The organism is Tahibacter sp. (assembly GCF_035481375.1).
Lineage (GTDB): Bacteria > Pseudomonadota > Gammaproteobacteria > Xanthomonadales > Rhodanobacteraceae > Tahibacter.
Genome location: NZ_DATIGT010000191.1, coordinates 1 through 21,067 on the forward strand (window position 1 = coordinate 1; position 21,067 = coordinate 21,067).

The following is a 21,067-nucleotide window of genomic DNA, read 5'->3' on the forward strand; positions in this document are numbered from 1 at the left end:
GGGCGGTCCTTCAGCGCGAGCAGCTTGCGCGCGCCGCGGAAACCGTCGTCGAAGCTGTAGTCGCCGTGCAGAATCAGTTTCTTGTCGAGCGCGATACCGTAGTCCTTCAGCGCGCTTTCGTAGCCGCGGTAGCGCTCGGGACTCGAGCGGTGCGCCTCGCCGCCCCAGAGAAAGCCGATGCGCTGGTGGCCGAGCTGGATCAGGTGCTTGGTGATGTCGTAGGCCGCGTCGCGGTCGTCGACGTAGACGCAGGGGTAGCCGTCTTCCGGATCGGCCGCGGCCGAGATGATGCGCACGACGTGGATCTTGTGCGCCTTCAGATGCCGGATCAGTTCGAGCCGCTCGGACATCGGCGGTGCGAGCACGAGGCCGGCCAGGCGCGCGTGGCGCGCGAGATGGACGAGTTCGTCGGCGAGGTTCGGCGAACTCGAATCGCAGGGATGGATCTGCAGCCCGTAGCCCGATTCGCGGCAGACCGACAGCACGCCGCTCTGCACGGCGATGACGTAGTACGGGTTCGGGTTGTCGTAGACGAGGCCGAGCGCGTAGGAGCGCGCACTGCGCAGGCTGCGTGCCGACAGGTCGGGCTGGTAGCCGAGCTCGGCGATGACGCGCAGCACCTTGTTGCGCGTGCCTTCGCGCACGGTGGCTTCGTTGTTGATGACGCGGGATACGGTTTTGAGCGAAACCTGGGAACGTTCGGCGACGTCTTTGATCGTCGGACTGCGCATCGGCGGGCCTTGCAGGGTACGGCGTGGGTCTCATCCAGGCGGCCGTTTCAGGCGCGCACCGGCCCGATTGTGACGAGAAACGGCCTCGGATGCGAGACGGTTTCGGCGACGCGTTCGCCGCGCGCGTCGAATGCGCGCCCGGCGCAACCGGCCCGCCCCGCGGCGGGCCGTGCATCGCCGATGCGGCCCTCGCTCAACCGCGCGCCGCCGCGAGCGCGGGCGCGCCGCTGCGCCCGACCGAGTAACCCTTGAGCGAATAGAAAAGAATATACAAATAGCACGGCGCCGCGATCGCGAGGAACACGAGCTGGAAGTCGTAGACGTCCTTGTAGACCGCGAAGAAGCGCGGAATCAGCGCGCCGCCGGCGATGCCCATGATGAGCAGCGCCGAGCCCTTCTCGGTGAAGCGGCCGAGGCCGGCGATCGCGAGCGGAAAGATCGCCGGCCACATCAGCGCGTTCGCGAGGCCGAGTGCCGCGACGAAGCCGACCGAGACATAGCCCTTGGTCAGGTAGGCCGCGACGCTGAAGATCACGCCGAGCACGGCCGAGATCGCGAGGCTGCGCTGCTGCGACACGTATTTCGGAATCGTCGCGAGACCGATCAGATAGCCCAGCAGCATCGCGGCGAGCGTGAATGCCGTGAAATACGTGGTTTCCTCGCTCGGGATGCCGAAGCTCTTGCCGTAGGTGCCGATCGCGTCGGCGGCGAGCACTTCCACGCCGACGTAGACGAAGATGCAGAGCACGCCGAGCAGCAGGTGCGGGAACTGCAGCACGCTGCGGCGCGATTCGCGGGCGCCGGCATCGGACGCATTCGCCTTGGCCGCTTCGAGCTCGGGCAGCGGCGAGCGCACGATCCAGACCGCGAGCAGCGCGAGCACGGCGGCCATGACCATGTACGGCCAGTAGATCTTCGCCGCGAACTCGTTGAGCAGCGCGGCCTTGATCTCGGGCGTCGCCGCGGCGGCGACCTGCGCCTCAAAGTGGCCGACGTCCTTCATGACGAGCATGCCCATGACGATCGGGCTGAGGATGCCGGCGACCTTGTTGCAGATGCCCATGATGCTGATGCGCGCCGCGGCGCTCTCGATCGGGCCGAGAATGCTGATGTACGGATTCGACGCGGTCTGCAGTATCGACAGGCCCGAGCCGATCACGAACAGGCCCGCGAGGCAGGCGGGATAATTGCGCATTGTGGCAAATTGACCAAATATCACCGTGCCGACGGCCATCACGCCGAGGCCCAGCGCCATGCCCTTCTTCATGCCGGTGCGCTCGAGAATCATCGAGGACGGCAGGGCCAGGAAGAAGTAGGCCATGTAGAACGCGAACGTGACGAGGAAGGCCTTCGCGTCGGTGTCGAGGTCGAACGCGAGCTTCACGAAGCCGATCAGCGGACCGTTGATCCAGGTGACGAAGCCGAAAATGAAGAACAGCGTGCCGATGATCGCGATGGAGCTGCGGTACTGCGCCGCGCTCCCCGTATAGGTCGTGCTGGACATGCCTGAATTCCCCGTCTGCCTGGATGGCGAGGACGCGACCCCGGTCGCGCCGGTTGCGATGCCGCGCCTGCAGTTGGCGCAGGACGCGGGACTAGTAACGTTGTCATATCTTGCCCCGTGTCGGCGGCAATTGCACCTCCTCCGGATGTTGCGGTGCAGCGCCCGGCGCGGTACAGGCATTGTTTGCGCCGCTGCTCGGAAGGTTGAGCGAAAAAATCGAAATATCAGCTAGATATTCGAGTATCCGCAGACCACTTCGCGACCGCGCTCATGGGCCGGGCCGCGCGTGGATGCAGTCCGGACAAGTCCCGGCGCCAGGCCTATTGACAACGTTGTCAGACAGGTTTCAGACTCGGCCCCCGTTACGCCGGTGTGACGGTTTTTTCGAAAGCACCGTGCCGGCGAAAACCACCGGGGCATCTGTCGGGAGCGCAGCGTGGCAGCAGCGAGTCAGCGAATCGCCGAAGTCGGAAGCACGCAGGCCGCGCCGTTCGTCGCGGCCGACGTCGGCGGTACGCATGCGCGCGTCGGCCTCGTGCGGCAGATCGCGGCGGGCTCGGCCGCCGTCACGGTCGAGCGCTATGACAAATATGTCTGCGCCGACTTTCCGAACCTCGGCGTGCTGCTGCGCCAGTTCCTCGAATCGATCGGCGACGTACCCGTGCGCCGCGTCGCGATCGCCTGCGCCGGCGTCGCGGTCGGCGATGCGCTGGTCAACGCGAATCTGCCCTGGGCCGTGTCGCTGGCCGAGATCCGCCATGAGATCGGCGTCGACGACGTCGCGCTCGTCAATGATTTCGAAGCGGTCGCCTGCGCGACGCACTACCTGCGCGCGAGCGAATCGGTGCTGCTGCCCGGCGACGCCGACGCGGCGGCCGGCGGGCCGACCCTGATCGTCGGACCCGGCACCGGCCTCGGTGCCGCCGTGCGCATTCCGGGCCGGCATCATCCGATCGTGCTTGCGACCGAGGCCGGGCAGGCCGCGCTCGCGCCGGGCAACGAACTCGAAGTCGAGATCCTGCGCCTGCTGATGCGCCAGTCCGGCCACGTCAGCAACGAAAGCGCGCTGTCGGGTCCCGGGCTCGTGCAGCTCTACACCGCGCTGTGCACGATACGTCGCGTGCAGCCGACGCTGCGCGTGCCCGCGGCGATCACCGAGGCGGCGCTGAGCGCGCACGACGCGCTCGCGACCGAGGCGCTGAACCTGTTCTGCGCGTGGCTCGGCAGCGTCGTCGGCGATCTCGCGCTGAGCTGCGGCGCGCGCGGCGGCGTGCATCTTGCCGGCGGCATCCTGCCGCACATCCGCCAGTTCCTGCTGCATTCGAATTTCAGTGCGCGCTTTCTCGCCAAGGGCGTCATGCGCCCGGTGCTCGAGCGCATTCCGGTCAGCCTCATCGACCACGGCCAGCTCGGCGTGATCGGCGCGGCCTGCTGGCTGCTCGATGCGCGCGAAGAAAGCGGTTGAAGATGAAAAGCAAGTTCGGCGCTCCGCGCGGGGCGTCACCTTATGGACGTTGGCGAGACAGGACGCGTAGGCACAAACGTACTCACCGAGGCCCGTAAGGCGAGGTTGCGCGCGCAGCCGGCACCAGGCGGCAAACAACACACGGTAGGGAAGGGGAACACCTCATGATCATTCGCAGAAATCTGCTCGCCCTGAGCATCGTCACCGCACTGAGCTTCTACGGCGTCGCGCACGCGGAAACCGCGGCCGATCCGAAGGACACGCAGGAACTCGAGGAAGTCGTCGTCAAGGGCATCCGCCAGAGTCTCAAGGCGTCGCTCGACACCAAGCGCGAATCCGAAGCCGTCGTCGAGTCGATCACGGCCGAAGACATCGGCAAGTTCCCCAACACCAACGTCGCCGAAGCGATGGCGCAGATTCCCGGCGTCACGATCGACCGCCGCTTCGGCCAGGGCGAGCGCGTCAGCATCGACGGCACCGATCCGTCGCTGAACCTGTCCTTCATCGACGGTCATCCGGTCGCCCAGTCGATCTGGCTCTACGGCGAGCAGCCCAACCGCGGCTTCGACTTCACGCTGATCGCGCCGGAAATCCTCGGCCGCCTCGAAGTGTACAAGTCGCCCGAAGCGCGCCTGCCCGAAGGCTCGATCGGCGGCACCATCCTCATGCACACGCGCAAGCCGCTCGATCTCGAAACGAACACGCTCAGCGGTTCGGTCGGCTACAGCTACAGCGACCAGGCGTCCAAGGGCAAGCCGAACGCGTCGATCCTCTACAGCGTCAAGAACGACGCCGAGACCTTCGGTCTCGCGGTCGCCGCGCAGCACTACGAGGAACAGGTCGACCGCCAGGGCATCGAGATCTTCGGCTACGTGCCGGCCTCGACGTTCGCGAACGCGACCGGCGTTTCCGCCGACACGATGGTGCCCAACTCGGTCAATGCCGCGTGGTTCCAGCAGACGCGCAAGCGCAACAGCGCCGTCGTCAACCTCGAAATGAAGCCGAACGACAACTTCGAGGCGACGCTCAGTGGCATGTATATCCGTGAAAACTTCAACAACTACAACCAGTCGATGTACAGCTTCACGACGTGGCTGCCGTCGACGGTCGCCGCGGTGGACCGTCTCGGCGACGTGCGCGGCGGCGTCGCGCAGTCGGGTCATTCCTCGGCCAACGGCGGCGCGGTGATCTACGACAACCAGGCGCGCGAATCGGAGGTCACGACCAAGGGTCTCGACCTCAACATGAAGTACCGCGGCGAGGGCTGGGACCTCGGCGGCCAGATCGGCCGCTCGAAGTCGGAGAACCCGAACATCACGCAGTGGTTCATCGAACCGGTCTATTTCGGCGGTTTCAGCTGGGATACGCGCCGCGGCATCACCTTCGACGACTCGGCCGCCGCGCGCAATCCGGCGAACTGGAAAGATGCCGGCTGGATGGGCAATCGCGGCATCTTCTCCTCGGAAGGCGAAGACACCTACGGCCAGATCGACTTCAGCAAGAACTTCGACAGCGTCTTCCACACGCTGCAGGTCGGCTACCGCCACAACAAGCACGAGGAAGCCTACGGGCTCGCCGTCTACGGCGGCGTGCGCCTGGGCTCGCTCGCCGACGTCGGCACGCGCGGCTATACCGACACGATGGGCGCGTTCAACGGCTTCTCCTACGACCACGGCCATCACGTCTACGTCGGCCGCGACAACGTGATCAACTGGGTGCGCGGCTCGCCGATCAACTACGGCGCGCCCGATCCGGGTTCGACGATCAACAACACCTGGGCGCTCGAACAGAACACCGACGCGTTCTACGCGCAGCTCAACTTCCAGACCGAAGGCAAGTTCCACGGCAACTTCGGCGTGCGCTACATCGACACCGAAACCAATGCCTCGGGCTACAACCCCGGCGGCAATGCCCCGGTGCTGCCGGCGCCGGCCGCGTGGTGGCAGACCAAGACCAGCCAGTACGACAAGCCGCTGCCGTCGTTCAACCTGATCTACGACGCCACCGACGACGTCGTGCTGCGTTTCTCCGGCGCGAAGGTCATCGCCTGGGCGCCGTACAACCAGATGGTGAACAACACCTTCCTCAACGACGCGACCCTGACCGGCGCCGGCGGCAACGCCGACCTCGCGCCGTACGAGTCGACGAACTTCAACATCTCGGCCGAGTGGTACTTCGCCGAATCCTCGGTGCTCGCCGCGTCGATCTTCTACAAGGACGTCTCGAACTACATCGACCGCGTCGCGCGCATCGAACGCCAGTACAACTCGATCCGCGACAACAACCCGGACCAGTGGGGCACGCTCGTCGGCTTCAACGGCTGCACCGCCGACGGCTTCTGCGACTACAGCATCAGCCGTCCGTACAACGCCGGCAGCGCGAAGGTGAAGGGCTTCAACCTGAACTACCAGCAGCCGTTCGGCGAGACCGGCTTCGGCATCGCGGCGAACTACACGCACGCGCTCGGCCGCACCGACGCGGGCAACCCGATGCCGTACCAGTCGAAGAACTCGCTGACGATCAGCCCGTACTACGAGAAGGGACCGTTCAGCGCCCGCCTGAACTACAACTTCCGCAGCAAGTACCTCGCGGGCGGCTACGTCGCCGGCGCGGCGCCGGCCTCGGTCGACGACTACACCGAAGTCGGCGCGAGCATCGGCTACAACTTCACCGAGAACCTCGGTGTCACGTTCGACGCGTCCAACCTGACCGACGAGAAGTACTTCCAGTACCTTGGCAGCGAGGACTACCTGGCCGGCATGTACTCCACCGGCCGCCGCTACATGCTCACGCTGCGCGCCGGATTCTGACGAACGCCGCGGGGCGGCCGCCATGGCCGCCTCGCAGCCGCGCGAATCCGTTCATCTCCAACGTGGTGACTTGGGCCGGGTGTGGATCTCGGCCCTTTTTTTTTGAAATCGGAAATCGGAAATCGGAATTCGGAGTTCGGGGAATCGGCACGGGCGCGCAGCGTTTAGGATGGCGCTGACTGGCCGTGCTGTCTGCGTGACGTCTATTACGTGAGCCGAGGTGGACATGACTCTTGAGAGATTTGCGCGTTTCGCCGGGCTGGCTGCGTTCACGGCGCTGATGGCCGCCTGCGCGCATGCGCCGACCGGCGACAAGGCCGGCGCCGTGGCCAAGGCGCCGGCGGTGCCGCTCGATGCGATCGTGCCGATGCCGGCGCAGATCGAGCCGGCGCGCAGCGCACCAGTGCGCATCGACGCGACGACTGCCGTGGACGCGTGCGGCGACGAGGCCCAGGCGGCTGCGCGCTATTTCGTCGATCTCGTGCAGCGCACGCGTGGCTTTGCGCTGGCGGTCGACTGCGCCGCGAAGAAGCCGGCGCGCGGCATCCGGTTCGTATTCCACGAGGGTCGCGATGCGCTCGCCGGCTGGTATCGGCTCAAGGCCGAAGCAGGTGTCATCGAAATCAGCTCCGGCGGCGACAACGGTCTGTTCTACGGCGCCGTGTCGCTGTGGCAATTGCTCACCGCGCAGCCCGGCGATGCGAACGCGCCGGTTGCGATCGGCGCGGGCGCGATCACCGATTTCCCGCGCTATCCCTGGCGCGGCCTCATGCTCGATTCGGCGCGCCACTACCAGCCGCCGGACTTCATCAAGAAGCTCATCGATGCGATGGCGCTGCACAAGCTCAATACCTTGCACTGGCACCTGACCGACGACCAGGGCTGGCGCATCGAGATCAAGAAATATCCGCGTCTCACCGACGTCGGCGCGTGGCGCGTGCCGCCCGGTCCGGCTGCGGCGAAGGACATCGATCCGGCCACCGGCAAGCCGCGCCGCTACGGCGGCTACTACACGCAGGACGAGATCCGCGACATCGTCGCGTATGCGGCGCAGCGGCACATCACGATCGTTCCCGAGATCGACATGCCCGGTCACGCGCAGGCCGCGATCGCGGCGTATCCGGAACTCGGCACCGGCGAAAAACCCGCCGTCTCGACCGACTGGGGCGTCCACACCTATCTGCTCAATGTGGACGAATCGACCTTTGAATTCATCGACGGCGTGCTCGACGAGGTCGTCGAGCTGTTTCCGTCGCGCTACATCCATATCGGCGGCGACGAGGCGGCGAAGGACCGCTGGAAGGCGTCCAGGCGCGTGCAGGCGCGGCGCAGGCAGCTCGGCCTCGCCGACGACGCCGCGCTGCAGAGCTGGTTCGTCGGCCGGCTGGAGAAGATGCTGGAAGAGCACGATCGCAAGCTGATCGGCTGGGACGAGATCCTCGAAGGCGGCACGCTGCCGGCGAGCGCAAGCGTGATGTCCTGGCGCGGCACCGCCGGCGCGATCGAGGCGGCGCGCGAAGGGCATGACGTCGTGCTGTCGCCGTCGCCGGACCTGTATCTCGACAACCTGCAGAGCGACCGTGCCGACGAGCCGTCGGGCCGGCCCTATCTCGTCACGCTCGAAAAGCTCTACGGCTTCGAACCAACGCCGGCCGAGCTCGACGCGGAGCAGGCAAAGCACGTGCGCGGCGCGCAGGTGAACGTCTGGGTCGAGCACATGCGCACGACTGCGCGCGTCGAGCACGCCGTATTTCCGCGCCTGGCCGCAATCGCCGAGGTCACCTGGTCGCCGCGCGAGCGTCGCGACTGGCAGGGCTTTCTTGCGCGGCTGCCGGCGCAGTTCGCGCGCTATCGCGCGCTCGACATCGGCTATGCCGAATCGGCGTTCCTGCCGCGCGCGACGCTCGCTGCCGATGCGGCGCAACCCGATGCCGTCAGCGTGACGCTCGCGAACCAGACCGGCTTCGGCACGCTGCGCTACACGCGCGACGGCAGCGAGCCGACCGCGGCGTCGCCGGCCTACGAGGCGGCGATCAGCGTGCCGGCCGGTACGCCGCTGCGCGCCGCGACGTTCGCGGGCGACGCGCCGCTGACGCGCAGCGTCGCGATCGCGACCGACGCCGCGGCGCTGCGCCGCCGCACGAGCGGCGAGCTGAAGCCCTGCCGCGAAAACGGCCTCGTGATCCGCCTCGAAGACGACGCGCCGCTCGCCGGCGAGCGGCCGTTCTACAGCGTCGACATCTTCGACGCGTGCTGGATCTGGCCGCAGGCCGATCTCGCCGCGAGCAGCGCGATCGAAGTCGACGTCGGCAGCCTGCCGTACAACTTCCAGTTGTGGCACGACACGAAAAATATCGTCCGTCGCAAACCGGCGACCGCGCACGGCGAACTCGAGATCCGCCGCGGCGGCTGCACCGGCAAGCCCTGGCTCAAGCTGCCGCTGAAGCCCGCCGCCGGCAACGTCGAACGCACGACGCTGCAGGCGAAGCTGCCCAGGCGCGGCACGAAGTCCGCCGCAACCGAAGACCTCTGCTTCGTCTTCACGCGCCCGGACACGAAGACGCTCTGGGCGGTTGACCAGGTGCGGCTCGTGCCCTGATGCCGGTTGCGGTAGGCCGGGTCTCCGGCGTCACCCCGTGACGAGCGGGAGGAGTGAGAAACGAGTCGGCGCGCGACGGCTTGACTCGTTTTCTCGCTCCGCCCGGCTCAGTCCTCTCTTCGCTGCTCCGCTGCGGCCTTGAATTCACCGTCGCCGGCCCCAGTCCGGAAGAGCCCGCATCGATGCTGAATCCGCCTGGCGGATTTCCCCACCAGGATTGCGATTCCGCCACCGGTCTGTCAGGCTCGCGCGGCCTAGCATGGTCCCACCCCTCCCCAAGGACCTGTGCCATGACCTCGCAGAACCGCACTTCCACGTCGTCTGCCGTCTCTTCGGTCGCCGCGCTGTCGCGCCGTGTCGCGCGCACGCTGGCGGCCGTTTCCTTCAGTCTGATCGCCGGTGCCGCCGCAGCTGCGGATATCGTCGTCGACGACGCCGCGACCGAGCCGCTGCCGGGCCGCGACTACAGCATGCGTCTCGACTTCGCCGCGGCGCGCTTCGACCAGATCGACGCGCAGACCGGCGAAACCCGCACGCGCGTCTTCAGCGCCGAATGCGCCGCGACGCTCGCGCCGGGCCTGTGGCTCGCGGTGCCGGCGCAGGCCGGTCTCGAACTGCTGCCGCTCGGCGCGACGCGCGACAGCGCGACCAAGGTCGCCGCCGGCTGCCGCACCGCGCCCGATCAGGCCGCGACATTGCCGCCGGCGCTGCTGCAGCAGATCGCCGCGAGCGGCGGCGGCGTCGTCTACGTCGACGCGGCAGGCCTGAGCGACGGCGCGCGCGTCGCGGCGAACGGAGCACGCTGATGCCGGCGCTGCGCGTGGGCATCCTCGTACACGAGTCGGCCATGGCCTCGGCCGTGACGACGCCGCTCGACACGCTGCGCACCGCGAACAAGCTGGCCCACGTACTGAATCCGGGCGCACCGGCACCGCTGTCGGTGCGCATCGTCGCGGCGCGGCCCGGGCAGGTGCGTACCGGCGGCGGCATCAGCTTCGACGCCGAACTCGCGCGGCCCGACGAACTCGACGTGCTGCTCGTCGCGGCGATCGACTATTCGAATACCGGCGATCTGTGCCGCCGTCTCGATGCGCTCGTCGCCGAACGCGTGCTGCTGCGCCGCTGCGCGGAGGCCGGCCTGCGCATCGCCTCGACCTGCAATGCGACGCTGCTGCTCGCCGAGGCCGGCCTGCTCGACGGACGCCGCGCGACGACGAGCTGGTGGCTCGCCAATCTCGCGCGCGAACGCTATCCGGCAGTGGAGTTCGCGGTCGAGGAACTCGTCATCGACGACGGCAGCATCGTCACCGCCGGCGCGGCGACGGCGAGTTACGAGCTCGTGCTGCAGATGGTCGAATGGGCCGGCGGCAAGGGGCTCGCGCAGAACACCTCGCGGCTCATGCTGGTCGACCGCGAGCGTCAGAGCCAGGCGCCGTACATCAGCCTCGCGCTGTCGCAGCGGCCGCGCCAGGGGCTCGGCGAACGCGCGGAGAAATGGCTGCAGAAGCGCCTGCACGAATCGATCACCGTGCGCGATCTCGCCGATCACTGCCGCGTCAGCGAACGCACGCTGCTGCGGCGCTTCCACGAGGACTTCGGCGCGACGCCGCTCGAATACGTGCAGAAGCTGCGCGTCGAACGCGCCAAGGCGCTGCTGGAAACCACGCACCTGTCGTTCGAGGAAATCGTCGGCCGCTGCGGCTATCAGGACGTGTCGAGCTTCCGGCGCCTGTTCAAGCACGTCGTCAGCATGACGCCGAACGACTATCGCGAGCGCTACCGGATCCGCAGCCGCTGAGGCTCAGGGCGCGACGAGCGGCCCGTAGCTGTCGGGCCGCCGGTCGCGATAGAACGCCCAGACGTTGCGGACTTCGCGGATCTGGTCGAGATCCAGTTCGGCCGTGACGAGTTCGGAACGGTCGCGCGAACCGGTCGCGAGAAAGCGCCCGCGCGGATCGCAGAAATAGCTCTGGCCGTAGAACTCGCCGATGTTCCAGGGCGCCTCGGTGCCGACGCGGTTGATCGCGCCGACGAAATACGCGTTCGCGACGGCGTGCGCCGGTTGTTCCAGTTTCCACAAGTATTCTGATAGTCCGGCGACCGTCGCCGACGGGTTGAACACGATCTCCGCGCCGTTGAGCCCGAGCGCGCGTGCGCCTTCGGGGAAATGGCGGTCGTAGCAGATGTAGACGCCGACGCGTGCATATGCCGTGTCGAACACGGGATAGCCGAGATTGCCCGGGCGGAAATAGAACTTTTCCCAGAATCCCGGCGCGCAGTGCGGAATGTGGTTCTTGCGGTATTTGCCGAGATAGCGGCCGTCGGCGTCGATGACCGCGGCGGTGTTGTAGTAGACGCCGGTCGCGTCTTCTTCGTAGAGCGGCACGACGATGACCATGCGGTATTGCTTCGCGAGCGACTGCATGAGCTGCGTGGTCGGGCCGTCGGGAATGCGTTCGACCGAGTCGAACCAGCGCGCGCTCTGTTCGGCGCAGAAATACGGCCCGGTGAAGATTTCCTGCATGCAGAGGATCTGCACGCCCTCGGCCGCCGCCTGCTCGATGTAGCCCACGGTCTTCGCGACGTTCGATTCGCGGATCACCGCGAGCGGCTCGCTGCTCGCGCAGGCCATCGAGGTCTGGATGAGTCCGCACTTCACGAGCTTCGGCATGACGCGCTCCTGCGTGACGAGGTCGGGGTAGGGTGCCGCCGGGCGCTGTGGACGGCAACAGCTGCGCCGTCCATCCGCCGATTCTCACGGTGTATGAAGCCCTCTCCGCCGGCGTTGTCGGCGGAGAGGAGTTCGGTCGTAACCGGCATGCTGTCATCGGCGCCGCGGCGCCGGCACGGTTTCAGAGCAGCGCGTCGATCGCGCGCGCGTCACGTTCCTCGAGCGCGAATCCGAGCACGTCTAGGCCGTCGCGCAGATGCCGCAGCGAGGTCGTGCCGGTCAGCGGAACCACGTCCCGCTGCACCAGATAGCGGAACAGGATCTGCGGCGGCGTGCGCTCGTAGGCGGCGGCCAGCGCCAGCACGGTCGCACTGCTTAGCAGCTGCGGATTCGCGCTGAGCGTCCAGAAGCTCTGGTAGACGAGATCGTTGGCGCGGCAGAACGCGCGGATGTCCCGGTCGTAGCCGGTGTCGGCATAGAAGCGGTTCTGCACGATCGCCGGCTTGATGCGCGCGTCGCGCCAGAGTGCGTCGAGCTGCGCCGGGTCGTAGCAGTTGCTGATGCCGATGAGCGATACCGAACCGGCGTCGGCCAGCGCTTCCATGGCCTGCCAGACCGTGCGCAGACCGGTGCGGTCGCGCAGCGGCGAATGCAGCAGCAGCGCGTCGATGCGCGGCGTCGCGAGATGGCGCTGCGACACCGCGAACGACTGCGCGACCTGCGCCGCGAGCGGCGCCTGCGGATCGTAGGGCAGGCGTGCCGGATCCTGGCCCGACAGCGGCGTGAACTTGGTCTGCAGATACAGCGTCTCGCGCGGCCGCTGCGACGCGACGACGCCGGCTCCGGCGCCGGCCTCGTCGTAGTGCCTGGGCTGGCAGGCGGTATCGATGCCGTCGAAGCCGGCGCGCAGCGCGGCTTCGACCCAGTGCGCCGTGCGCTCCTTCTTCCAGGCCGTGCCGTAGAGCAGCCGCGGCATGCGCACGCCGTCGCGCGTGAGGCGGTGACGCGGGTCCGGCGCTGCCGCGGTCGTCACGGTCTCACTCGTAGCCGTCGGTGAAGATCGTGTCGGTCACGACCGTCGTGCGGTTGCAGTCGTAGGTCTCGCCGATGCGCGCGCCGGTGTCGAGCACCTGGAAGTCGGTGACCATCACGTCCTGAGCACCGGCGGTCTGGTCGAACTCGCGCGAGTCGATCCCGAGCTCGGCCCAGGTATGCGTGGTGTAGCGGTCGCTTTCCGCGGTCAGCGCGATGTTGCCGCCGTCGGCGAGCACGATGCCGTAGCGCTGCATCGTGCGCAGGATCACCTGCGCGGCCGGCGAATAGTTCGTCATCGGAAAATCCGCGCGCAGCCGCAGGCGCGAGCCGTAGGCCACGCTGCCGGTCGGACCGGTGGGACTGCCCGCATGCGTGGCCGGGCGCACGTAGAGATAGCCGTTGCTGCCGCCGAGCGACGCGTCGTTGGCCATGCGCGCATTCGGCAGGATGAAGCGGATCGCATGGCCGAGATCGCCGCCGGTCTGCATCGCCGCGAACACCTCGTCCGCATTGAACAGCAGCGGCGCGATCGGGAAGCCTGCCGCATCCGCGCTCGTGCAGTGATCGCCGCGGCCCTGCGCCGGATAGATCGCCTTCAGGTGCCATTTGACGAGGCACTGCGATTCGATGCCGTTCACGCCGCTCGCGGTCACGTGATAGGCCTCGTACAAAGTGTCGCCCTGCACGACGAGCAGATGGCAGTCCTCGCTCGCGTTCGTGCAGGTCATGCCCGCGGTGCTCTCGATCGCGGCATTCGCCGGTACCGGCATGATCGATCCGATCGGCTCGCAGTCGGGACTGTAGTAGTCGTCATAGGGATAGCCGACGATCGTGCGCGTCGGACTGCCGGCCGCGGCCGGCACGATGTGCATGCCGAAGTCGATCTGCATGCGGCCGAAGCCGAAACCGCCGAGGCCGTTCAAGGTCGAGATCATCGTGGCCGACTGCGGGTGCACGGGCGCGGCCGAGATCTCGCGATGCCAGACCGAGCCCGGCGGAAAGCGCGGCGGCGGCGCGGCCATGGCTGCGGCCGAAGCGATCGTGGCGGCGAGCAGGCCACCGGTGAGCTGAGGTTTCATGGGATGTTCCTTGCGGACCCGGAGAGGAGATTACTGCGCGCGCCGCGGGCCATCAGAGACGATGCGCCCGGAATGCCGATACAGAACGTGTGCGGGCGTTCACGGTGACACCGCCTGGAAGCCGTTGCCGAAGATGCGGTCGCCGGGCAGCCCCACGCCGTGCAGCGGCAGCGGAGCGGGCGGGTCGGACGAATCCGATGCGACGCCGAGCCGGCCGCTGCGATAGCCGTGGCCGGTCGGCGCGAAGCGGACCGGTTGCGTACAGCTTGCGCCGACCGCGAGCGTCGTGCCGCAGGTGCCTGCGGCCAGGGTGAATTCCGGCGCGCCGTCGAGGCCGAACGCGATGCCGGACAGCGTCGCGGTGCCGCGATTGGTCAGCGTGACGTCCAGTGCCGGCGCCGTGCCGATCGCCTGGTTGCCGAAATCCAGTTGTGAACTGTCGAGCACGGCAAGCCCACGCAGCGGCGGCGTGATGCCGGCCTCGATGCGCAGCACGCCGCCGGCGTCGGCCTGCCACGGCCCGCCGGGCTGCAGCGTCAGCAGCTGGAAGTCGGCGCCCGTGCTGCGCACGAGCTGGAAGGCCGCGAACGGCTGCAGCCCGGTGACGAGGTGCTGCGTGACCGCGAGCGGCAGGCGCAGCGCGAAGCACGCGCGGAACGGCGCGACGTCGCGTGCGAACCACAGGCTGGTCGTGCCGGCGATCGCGCCGTCGAATGCGCCGGCCGGCGTCGCGCAGCCGCCTGTGGCTTCGGAGGCGACGGCAGCGGCGGCATCCGGCGCGGTCGTCCCCGTGGTCCCCTGCAGCACGTGCAGGAAGCGCGTCTGCAGCGGCGCGCCGTCGGCTTCCACGCGCAGACGCGTCGCGAATTTCTGCGTGCCGCCCGCGATGGTGCGTTCCTGGACGAAGCTGTCTTCGTCGCCGAGCGCCCAGCCGTTGACGTCGGGCGACATGATCGGATCGTCGGTCACGATGGACAGCGTGCGTGCGGCAGGCAGCAGGCTCGCCACATGCAGGCGCTGGCCGCCCGGCGTCGCCGAGACGACGCGGTTGCCGGCGAGCTGCGGCACGGCGGGCAGCTGGTCCGGCAGATTGAGCCAGAAGCGCTTCGCGCGCTGCGCCGTGGCCGACTGCACGCGGTCGTAGACGGCGATGTGATCGGGCTTGAGCCAGAGCACGGCGCGGCTGACGTGCTGCACGTCGAGCGCGCGCTGCGCGGCCGGCGTCGAGTCGCCGGGCTCGTAGTACGCGTTGTACAGGTTTGTAGAATCGCCGGCGACGAAGCTGTAGCGCGGCGTCTCGCTGCGCGCGAGCACCTGCGGATCGGCCGCGCTTCGCGCCTGCGGCATCTGCGCGCCGCGGCGCAGGCGATTGCCGAGATAGCCGTTCGGATCGACCGACACGCCGAGCACGTTCTGCACGGTCACGCCGTTCTTGTAGTCGGTTGCGCCGCCGTCGTTGCCGTAGCCGATCGTGGCCTTGGTCAGCCACTCGCCGTTGCGGTAGAACTCGAACAGATTGCCGTCGCCGTGCTGATGGTCGACCGCGTTGTAGCTCAGCCGATAGGTAAGCCAGCGCGCATCGGCGCCCCAGTCCGTGCGCGAGAGCAGGCGGCCCATGCCGTCGGACCAGAACGACAGCGCGAGCGACGGCCGCGGGTCGGGCGCCGTCGCCGCGCTGCCCGGCGCGGCCGGATCGAACAGCAGGAAATACAGGAGGCTCGACAGCACGTCGCCGCTGCTGCCGCTGGCGCGCGTGCGCGAGACGAAGCCCGCGGCGCCGTTCGGCGGCAGGTGACGCTGCACCCAGCGGATCAGATCGGCCGTCGCCGTGTCGCCGACGCGCATCGCGTGCAGGCCGACCGGGCCGAGGATGTCGATCGGATCGTTCTGGTAGTACTGCTCGCCGTCGCCGTACCAGGCGGGCTTGTAGACCGTGCCGAACGCGCTGGGCGCCGTGCGCGGGCTCTGCGAATGCACGAGGCCATGGGCGATCGCGCGGTAGAACGGATTCGTCGCGAGACCGGCGACCTGCGCGCCCCATTCGCCCTGGCCGGCGAGATCGGCATAGCCCGCGGTTTCCAGGCCGTAGAGAAGCTGCGCCGGAATGCCGATCGAGGTCGGCGCGTATTCCATGCCTTCCTGCGGCAGCCCGCCGCGGCTGTCGTGGCGCAGCAGATAGTCCTGCACGAACAGCCATCCCTGCAGCACGTCGCGACGCAGGCCGCGCAGCGCGCCGGGCGCGGCGTCGAGCGGAACCACGACGGCCTGGCCGTTCGCGTTGAGGCGCAGATAGCTCGTCGGCGTCTGCGCATCGGGCACGTCGTCGGCGGCGTCGATCGCGATCGCGCGCAGACCGATGTTGCGCATGTGCCCCGCAAAATAGTTGTTGCCCGCAAAGCGCAGGCGATGCCGGCGCAGGTCGGTGGTCAGGCGCAGCAGCGGCTCGCCGATCGTGCCGACCGGAAGGCTGAATTCCGGCGGGTTGTTGTAGGGATTCGGATAGGCCTCGAGACTCAGCCGCGACCAGATCAGGAACACGCGGCGCAGCGTCGCCTTGTCCTGCGCACCGAGCACCGCCTGGCCGCCCGCGGTCGTCGCGCCCTGCAGCCAGTCGGCCGCGAGCGGAAACGCCGCGCCGGTCCAGCGCGAACGATCCGACACGCTGAAGGACAGCGCGCAGAAACTGCCCTGCTGCGTCGGCGGCGAGGCGCGCATGCACGCGTCGACGCGATCGATCACGTGCATGAGCAAGGTGCGTCCGCGCTGCGCCCACTGCGCGCGCGCGGCGGCATCGGGATCGACGAGGCTCATGAACGCGAACAGCGCGGCGTATTCCTCGGTGTTGACCGGGCTCCAGGTGGAACCGCCGTTGTCGTCGCCCGGAATGTCGCCGCGATCCATCGCCTGCGCCGAGGAGAGCGCGAGCTGCCGCAGGCCGTTCGCATAGACCGGATTTCCGCCGGCCGCCCACTGTCGCAACTGCGGCAGGTCCGCCGCGGCTATCCAGAGGCGCGGATGCGTCGCCAGTGGTTCGGTTCGACCCTGGCCGGCCGCCAGCACGCCGAAGGCCAGCACCAGCAGATAACCCAGCACGCGTTTCATGAAACCTCCCTTCAGCACGGAATCGACGCTCGCAGTTGCGCCGCGGCGTCGCGGCTTCCGCCATCGGACCGACCGGCGGTCGTATCCGCGGCGCGAACGGCACGTCGCCGTTGGTCTGCCGCATCGAGCCGACGGACGGCAGCGCGTCGCGGCGGCGAGGGCACATCGCTTGCAACGCGAGTGCGATGACTGTCGACAGGGGGAAGGCGGAAATGGACGAGGATTTCCTGGCGCTGCTCGAGCGCTGCCGCAACGGCGAGGCGCACGCGCAGCACGCGCTGGCCGCGCTGGTCTATGCGGATCTCAAGCACATCGCGCGGCGCCATCTGAAGCGCGGCCGCTGGATCAACACGCTCGACACGACCTCGCTGCTGCACGAGTCCTACCTGCGCCTGGGGAATGCCGCGGAGCTGCCGCTCGCCTCGCGCGCGCATCTGCTGAACGTGGCGTCCCGCGCGATGCGCCGCGTGGTCTGCGATCACGCGCGGCGCCGCCTGCGCCGGCAGGATCCGTTGCCGGTTCTGCTCGACGACGATGCCGCGCTGTTCGACGAGGCGCGCCGCATCACGGCGCTCGACGACGCGCTGCGCGATCTCGCGCGCGTCGAGCCGCGGCAGGCGAGCGTCGTGGAATGCCGCTTCTTCACCGGGCTGTCGCTCAGCGAGACCGCGCTCGCGCTCGATGTTTCCGAGCGCACCGTCGAACGCGACTGGGCCGATGCGCGGCGCTGGCTCGCGATGCAGCTCGCGGCAGCCTGAGATTCGCTATGAAAGGCCGCTGCAGGGACGCCGCCGCTTGAACACTGCGTTCCTCGTCACGGGCGGCGCGCTGGCCGGCGCGCTCGCCGCCGATCTCCTCGCCGCGCACGAATTGCCGCCGCTCGCCGCCGGCGAGCGGCTCGGCCGGTTCGTGCTCGTTGCGGAAATCGGCCGCGGCGGCCACGGCGTGGTCTGGCGTGGCGAGCGTGACGACCGGACCTTCGCCCAGACCGTCGCGATCAAGGTCGTCAAGGCCGGCGCCGGCCTGCGCGCGCGCTTCCTGCGCGAGCGCGCGGTGCTCGGACAATTGCACCATGTGCACATTGCGCGCATCGTCGACGCCGGCGAGCGCAGCGACGGGCTGCTGTGGTTCGCGATGGAGCACGTCGTCGGCGAACCCGCCGACCGCCATGTCGCCGGACTGCGCGACTGGCGCCGCGGCATCGATGTACTGATCGCCGTCGCGCAGGCGGTCGAGCATGCGCATCGCCATCTCGTGGTCCACGGCGACCTGACGCCGGGCAACATCCTGATCGCCGCCGACGGCATGCCGCGCCTGCTCGATTTCGGCATCGCACGCCGGCTCGACGACGCGGAATCCGGCGGCGACGTGCTGTTCACGCCGGGCTACGCGAGTCCGGAACAGCGCGCCGGTCGGGCGCTGACGACCGCGTCGGACGTCTATCAGCTCGGCCGGCTCGTGCAGCGCTGGCTGCTGGAAGGCCGCGGACCACAACCGCCGCGCTGGGCGCAGCGTCTGCTCGCGCCGGTCGTCGCGCGCGCGACGGCGGCGGAACCGGCGCGGCGCCATGCGGAAGTCAGCGCGCTGCGCGAAGACCTCGCGCTGATCCGCGCGGCGCGCGCACCGCGTCATGTGCCGTCGCCGCCGTCGCTGCGGCTGTCGCTGTTCCTGTGCCGGCACCGGCGCGCGGCGCTGCTCGGCGCCGTGCTCGTCGCGCTGTCGGGCGTGATCGCGGCGCAGCAGTGGGCGCACCATCGTTATGCGCGCGAGCGCCTGCTGCGCGACGCGCGCAGTTCGCGCGAAGTCAGCGCGTTCATGAGCAGTCTGTTCCGCGCCGCGAATCCGAACGACAACGGCGGCCGGCGCGTCGACGCCGAGGAAATCCTGCGCCGCGGCGCGGAACGCATCGCGCAGGATCTGTCCGGCCAGCCGCGCCTGAAGGCAGATCTGTCACTCGCGATGGCCGAAGCCTACCTGCAGCTCGGCCGGACCGAGGCCGCCGAACCTCTGCTGCTGCAGGCGCTGTCGCTGCGCATCGACGGCGATGCGGTCGCACTCGCGCGCACGCTCGAGGTCCAGGCGCTGCTGCGGCACCGCCAGGGCCGCTTCGGCGAAGCGCTGCAGGCGGCGGATGCGGGCATCGCCGCGGTCGCGCAGAGCGACGACGTGCTGCTGCGCGCCGATCTCGGCAGCCGCCGCGGCAACGCGCTCAAGGCGCTGGGCCGGCTCGACGAAGCCGTCGCCGAATTCGATGCGTCGATCGCGCGGATCCGCACCGCCGGCAGCGACAGCGACGCGCTCGCGCGTCTGCACAACAACCGCGGGCTCGCGATGATGCAGGTCAGGCGCCTGCCGGCCGCGCGTGCGGATTTCGAACAGGCGCTCGCGATCTACGCGCAGCGCTACGGCGAGGACCATCCGCTGTGGAGCGGCGCGGCCTCGAACCTGAGCTGGGCGCTCGGCGAACTCCGGCAGTTCGACGCGGCGACGACGCTGATCCGCCGCCGGCTGCGGATTTCGGAACGGCTCTACGGCGCGCAGAGCGCGGAATTCGCGAACGACCTGAACGTGCTCGGCGGCATCCTCGGCGATCAGGCGCTGCGCCGCGAAGCGATTGCCGAATTCGAGCGTTCGGCGCGGATCTGGCGTGCCGCGCTCGGCCCCGATCATCCGGCGCCGCTGCATCCGCTGCACAACCTCGGGCGCCAGCGCCTGCTGCTCGGCGAGGCGCAGCGTGCCGCCGACCTGCTGGCCGAGGTCGAAGCGCAGCGCCTGCGCCTGATCGGCGCCGCGCATGCGGACACGGCCGACGTGCAGCTCGATCTCGGCGATGCGCTGCGCGCGCTCGGGCGCGAGCGCGATGCGCGCTCGGCTTATGCGCGGTCGCTCGCGGCATTCTCGGCGATCGCGCAGACGCCGCCGCAGCGCCTCGCGGAACTGCGTGCGCGGCTGGCGCCGTCCGCGCCGGCCGCGCACTGACTCACACCGGCGACGGATTGCGCTCGGCGAAGCCCGACTGATGCCAGTAGGGATAGGGCTTGGTCGTCGCACTCGCGGCATCGAGGCGCGCGACCTGCTCCGGCGTGAGATTCCAGCCGACCGCGCCGAGGTTCTGCCTGAGCTGTTCCTCGTTGCGCGCGCCGATCACGACGGTGCTGACGGTCGGCCGCTGCAGCAGCCAGTTCAGCGCGATCTGCGGCACGCTCTTGCCGGTTTCCGCGGCGATCGCGTCGAGCGCGTCGACGACGTTATACAAATACTCGTCGTCCACGGGCGGGCCGAAATCGGCCGTCGCGTGCAGGCGGCTGGTTTCCGGCAGCGGTGCGCCGCGGCGCAGCTTGCCGGTCAGGCGGCCCCAGCCCAGCGGACTCCAGACCACCGCGCCGACGCCCTGGTCGAGGCCGAGCGGCATGAGTTCCCATTCGTAGTCGCGGCCGATCAGCGAGTAGTAGGTCTGGTTCGCGACATAGCGCGACCAGCCGTAGCGCTCGGCGATCGCGAGCGACTTCATGAGGTGCCAGCCGCTGAAGTTCGACACGCCGAGATAGCGCAGCTTGCCGGCGCGCACGAGATCGTCGAGCGTGCCCAGGGTTTCCTCGATCGGCGTGCGCGCGTCGAAGCCGTGCAGCTGGAACAGATCGATGTAGTCGGTGCCCAGACGCGCGAGCGACGCGTCGACCGCGCGCGTGAGGTGATGACGCGACGAGCCGAGCTGGTTTTCGCCCTCGCCGAAGCGGAACGTGGCCTTCGTCGACAGGATGAGCTGGTCGCGCGGACGGCCCTTGATCGCCTCGCCGAGGATCGATTCGGCCGCGCCCTTGGAATAGATGTCGGCGGTGTCGAACATCGTGAGTCCCGCGTCGACGCAGATGTCGACGAGGCGGCGCGCCTGCGCCACGTCGGTCGAGCCCCAGGCGCTGAACAGCGCGCCCTGGCCGCCGAACGTGCCGGTGCCGAAGCTCAGCACGGGAACGCGGAAGCCGGAGCGGCCGAGGTAACGGTATTCCATGACTAACCTCCAGAGTGACGAAGGCCGGACCGCATCGGGTTGCGGCGGCGGGGCAGCCGAAC

The 21,067-nt window shown here is 68.8% G+C and carries 14 protein-coding genes; 7 read left to right on the forward strand and 7 right to left on the reverse strand.

The window, feature by feature from the left end:
• The coding region (locus tag VLF18_RS11930; RefSeq protein WP_325279846.1) for a LacI family DNA-binding transcriptional regulator at positions 1–731 on the reverse strand (731 nt) is incomplete at its 3' end.
• Positions 732–924: 193 nt separating this feature from the next.
• Positions 925–2,235 carry a sugar MFS transporter gene (locus VLF18_RS11935; protein ID WP_325279847.1) on the reverse strand — a complete coding sequence of 437 codons (1,311 nt, stop codon included), beginning with the start codon at positions 2,233–2,235 and terminating at the stop codon, positions 925–927.
• 436 nt (positions 2,236–2,671) lie between these two features.
• Between VLF18_RS11935 and glk the strand changes: the two genes are divergently transcribed.
• From glk to VLF18_RS11960, 5 genes are all read left to right on the forward strand, one after another.
• Positions 2,672–3,700 (forward strand): glucokinase, encoded by a 1,029-nt coding sequence (gene glk / locus VLF18_RS11940; RefSeq protein WP_325279848.1) that lies wholly within the window; start codon positions 2,672–2,674, stop codon positions 3,698–3,700.
• A gap of 164 nt (positions 3,701–3,864) precedes the next feature.
• Positions 3,865–6,510, forward strand: a complete 2,646-nt coding sequence (locus VLF18_RS11945) for a TonB-dependent receptor (protein ID WP_325279849.1) — start codon at positions 3,865–3,867, stop codon at positions 6,508–6,510.
• 226 nt (positions 6,511–6,736) lie between these two features.
• The gene (locus tag VLF18_RS11950) at positions 6,737–9,109 is read left to right on the forward strand and encodes a beta-N-acetylhexosaminidase (RefSeq protein ID WP_325279850.1); all 2,373 of its coding nucleotides are present in this window, start codon (positions 6,737–6,739) and stop codon (positions 9,107–9,109) included.
• A 290-nt stretch (positions 9,110–9,399) separates the two neighbouring features.
• Positions 9,400–9,915: a hypothetical protein gene (locus VLF18_RS11955; protein ID WP_325279851.1), complete on the forward strand. Its 516-nt coding sequence runs from the start codon at positions 9,400–9,402 to the stop codon at positions 9,913–9,915.
• On the forward strand, positions 9,915–10,907 hold the full coding sequence (locus VLF18_RS11960; RefSeq protein WP_325279852.1) for a GlxA family transcriptional regulator: 993 nt from the start codon (positions 9,915–9,917) through the stop codon (positions 10,905–10,907). The genes VLF18_RS11955 and VLF18_RS11960 overlap by 1 nt, the downstream gene beginning before the upstream one ends.
• A gap of 3 nt (positions 10,908–10,910) precedes the next feature.
• On the opposite strand, the gene VLF18_RS11965 is transcribed toward VLF18_RS11960, so the two are convergent.
• The 4 genes from VLF18_RS11965 to VLF18_RS11980 form a co-directional block, all read right to left on the reverse strand.
• Positions 10,911–11,780: a nitrilase-related carbon-nitrogen hydrolase gene (locus VLF18_RS11965; RefSeq protein ID WP_325279853.1), complete on the reverse strand. Its 870-nt coding sequence runs from the start codon at positions 11,778–11,780 to the stop codon at positions 10,911–10,913.
• A 181-nt stretch (positions 11,781–11,961) separates the two neighbouring features.
• Positions 11,962–12,813, reverse strand: a complete 852-nt coding sequence (locus VLF18_RS11970; protein ID WP_325279854.1) for an aldo/keto reductase — start codon at positions 12,811–12,813, stop codon at positions 11,962–11,964.
• Between the two features lie 4 nt (positions 12,814–12,817).
• Positions 12,818–13,894 (reverse strand): hypothetical protein, encoded by a 1,077-nt coding sequence (locus VLF18_RS11975; protein WP_325279855.1) that lies wholly within the window; start codon positions 13,892–13,894, stop codon positions 12,818–12,820.
• 99 nt (positions 13,895–13,993) lie between these two features.
• The gene (locus VLF18_RS11980) at positions 13,994–16,996 is read right to left on the reverse strand and encodes a choice-of-anchor D domain-containing protein (protein WP_325279856.1); all 3,003 of its coding nucleotides are present in this window, start codon (positions 16,994–16,996) and stop codon (positions 13,994–13,996) included.
• Between the two features lie 212 nt (positions 16,997–17,208).
• Between VLF18_RS11980 and VLF18_RS11985 the strand changes: the two genes are divergently transcribed.
• Together VLF18_RS11985 and VLF18_RS11990 are read left to right on the forward strand one after the other, a co-directional pair.
• Positions 17,209–17,754: an ECF-type sigma factor gene (locus VLF18_RS11985; protein ID WP_325279857.1), complete on the forward strand. Its 546-nt coding sequence runs from the start codon at positions 17,209–17,211 to the stop codon at positions 17,752–17,754.
• Positions 17,755–17,791: 37 nt separating this feature from the next.
• Complete coding sequence (locus tag VLF18_RS11990) at positions 17,792–19,975, forward strand: serine/threonine-protein kinase (protein ID WP_325279858.1); 2,184 nt, start codon at positions 17,792–17,794, stop codon at positions 19,973–19,975.
• A 1-nt stretch (position 19,976) separates the two neighbouring features.
• On the opposite strand, the gene VLF18_RS11995 is transcribed toward VLF18_RS11990, so the two are convergent.
• Positions 19,977–21,005 carry an aldo/keto reductase gene (locus VLF18_RS11995; protein WP_325279859.1) on the reverse strand — a complete coding sequence of 343 codons (1,029 nt, stop codon included), beginning with the start codon at positions 21,003–21,005 and terminating at the stop codon, positions 19,977–19,979.
• Positions 21,006–21,067 lie beyond the last annotated feature (62 nt).

What these genes read in the sequence shown, in the direction of transcription:
- VLF18_RS11950 (WP_325279850.1), top strand. Translation starts at nt 6,737, where the DNA reads ATGACTCTTGAGAGATTTGCGCGTTTCGCCGGGCTGGCTGCGTTCACG.
- VLF18_RS11975 (WP_325279855.1), bottom strand. Translation starts at nt 13,894, where the DNA reads ATGAAACCTCAGCTCACCGGTGGCCTGCTCGCCGCCACGATCGCTTCG.
- VLF18_RS11945 (WP_325279849.1), top strand. Translation starts at nt 3,865, where the DNA reads ATGATCATTCGCAGAAATCTGCTCGCCCTGAGCATCGTCACCGCACTG.
- VLF18_RS11935 (WP_325279847.1), bottom strand. Translation starts at nt 2,235, where the DNA reads ATGTCCAGCACGACCTATACGGGGAGCGCGGCGCAGTACCGCAGCTCC.
- VLF18_RS11985 (WP_325279857.1), top strand. Translation starts at nt 17,209, where the DNA reads ATGGACGAGGATTTCCTGGCGCTGCTCGAGCGCTGCCGCAACGGCGAG.
- VLF18_RS11955 (WP_325279851.1), top strand. Translation starts at nt 9,400, where the DNA reads ATGACCTCGCAGAACCGCACTTCCACGTCGTCTGCCGTCTCTTCGGTC.
- VLF18_RS11965 (WP_325279853.1), bottom strand. Translation starts at nt 11,780, where the DNA reads ATGCCGAAGCTCGTGAAGTGCGGACTCATCCAGACCTCGATGGCCTGC.
- VLF18_RS11995 (WP_325279859.1), bottom strand. Translation starts at nt 21,005, where the DNA reads ATGGAATACCGTTACCTCGGCCGCTCCGGCTTCCGCGTTCCCGTGCTG.
- VLF18_RS11960 (WP_325279852.1), top strand. Translation starts at nt 9,915, where the DNA reads ATGCCGGCGCTGCGCGTGGGCATCCTCGTACACGAGTCGGCCATGGCC.
- VLF18_RS11980 (WP_325279856.1), bottom strand. Translation starts at nt 16,996, where the DNA reads ATGAAACGCGTGCTGGGTTATCTGCTGGTGCTGGCCTTCGGCGTGCTG.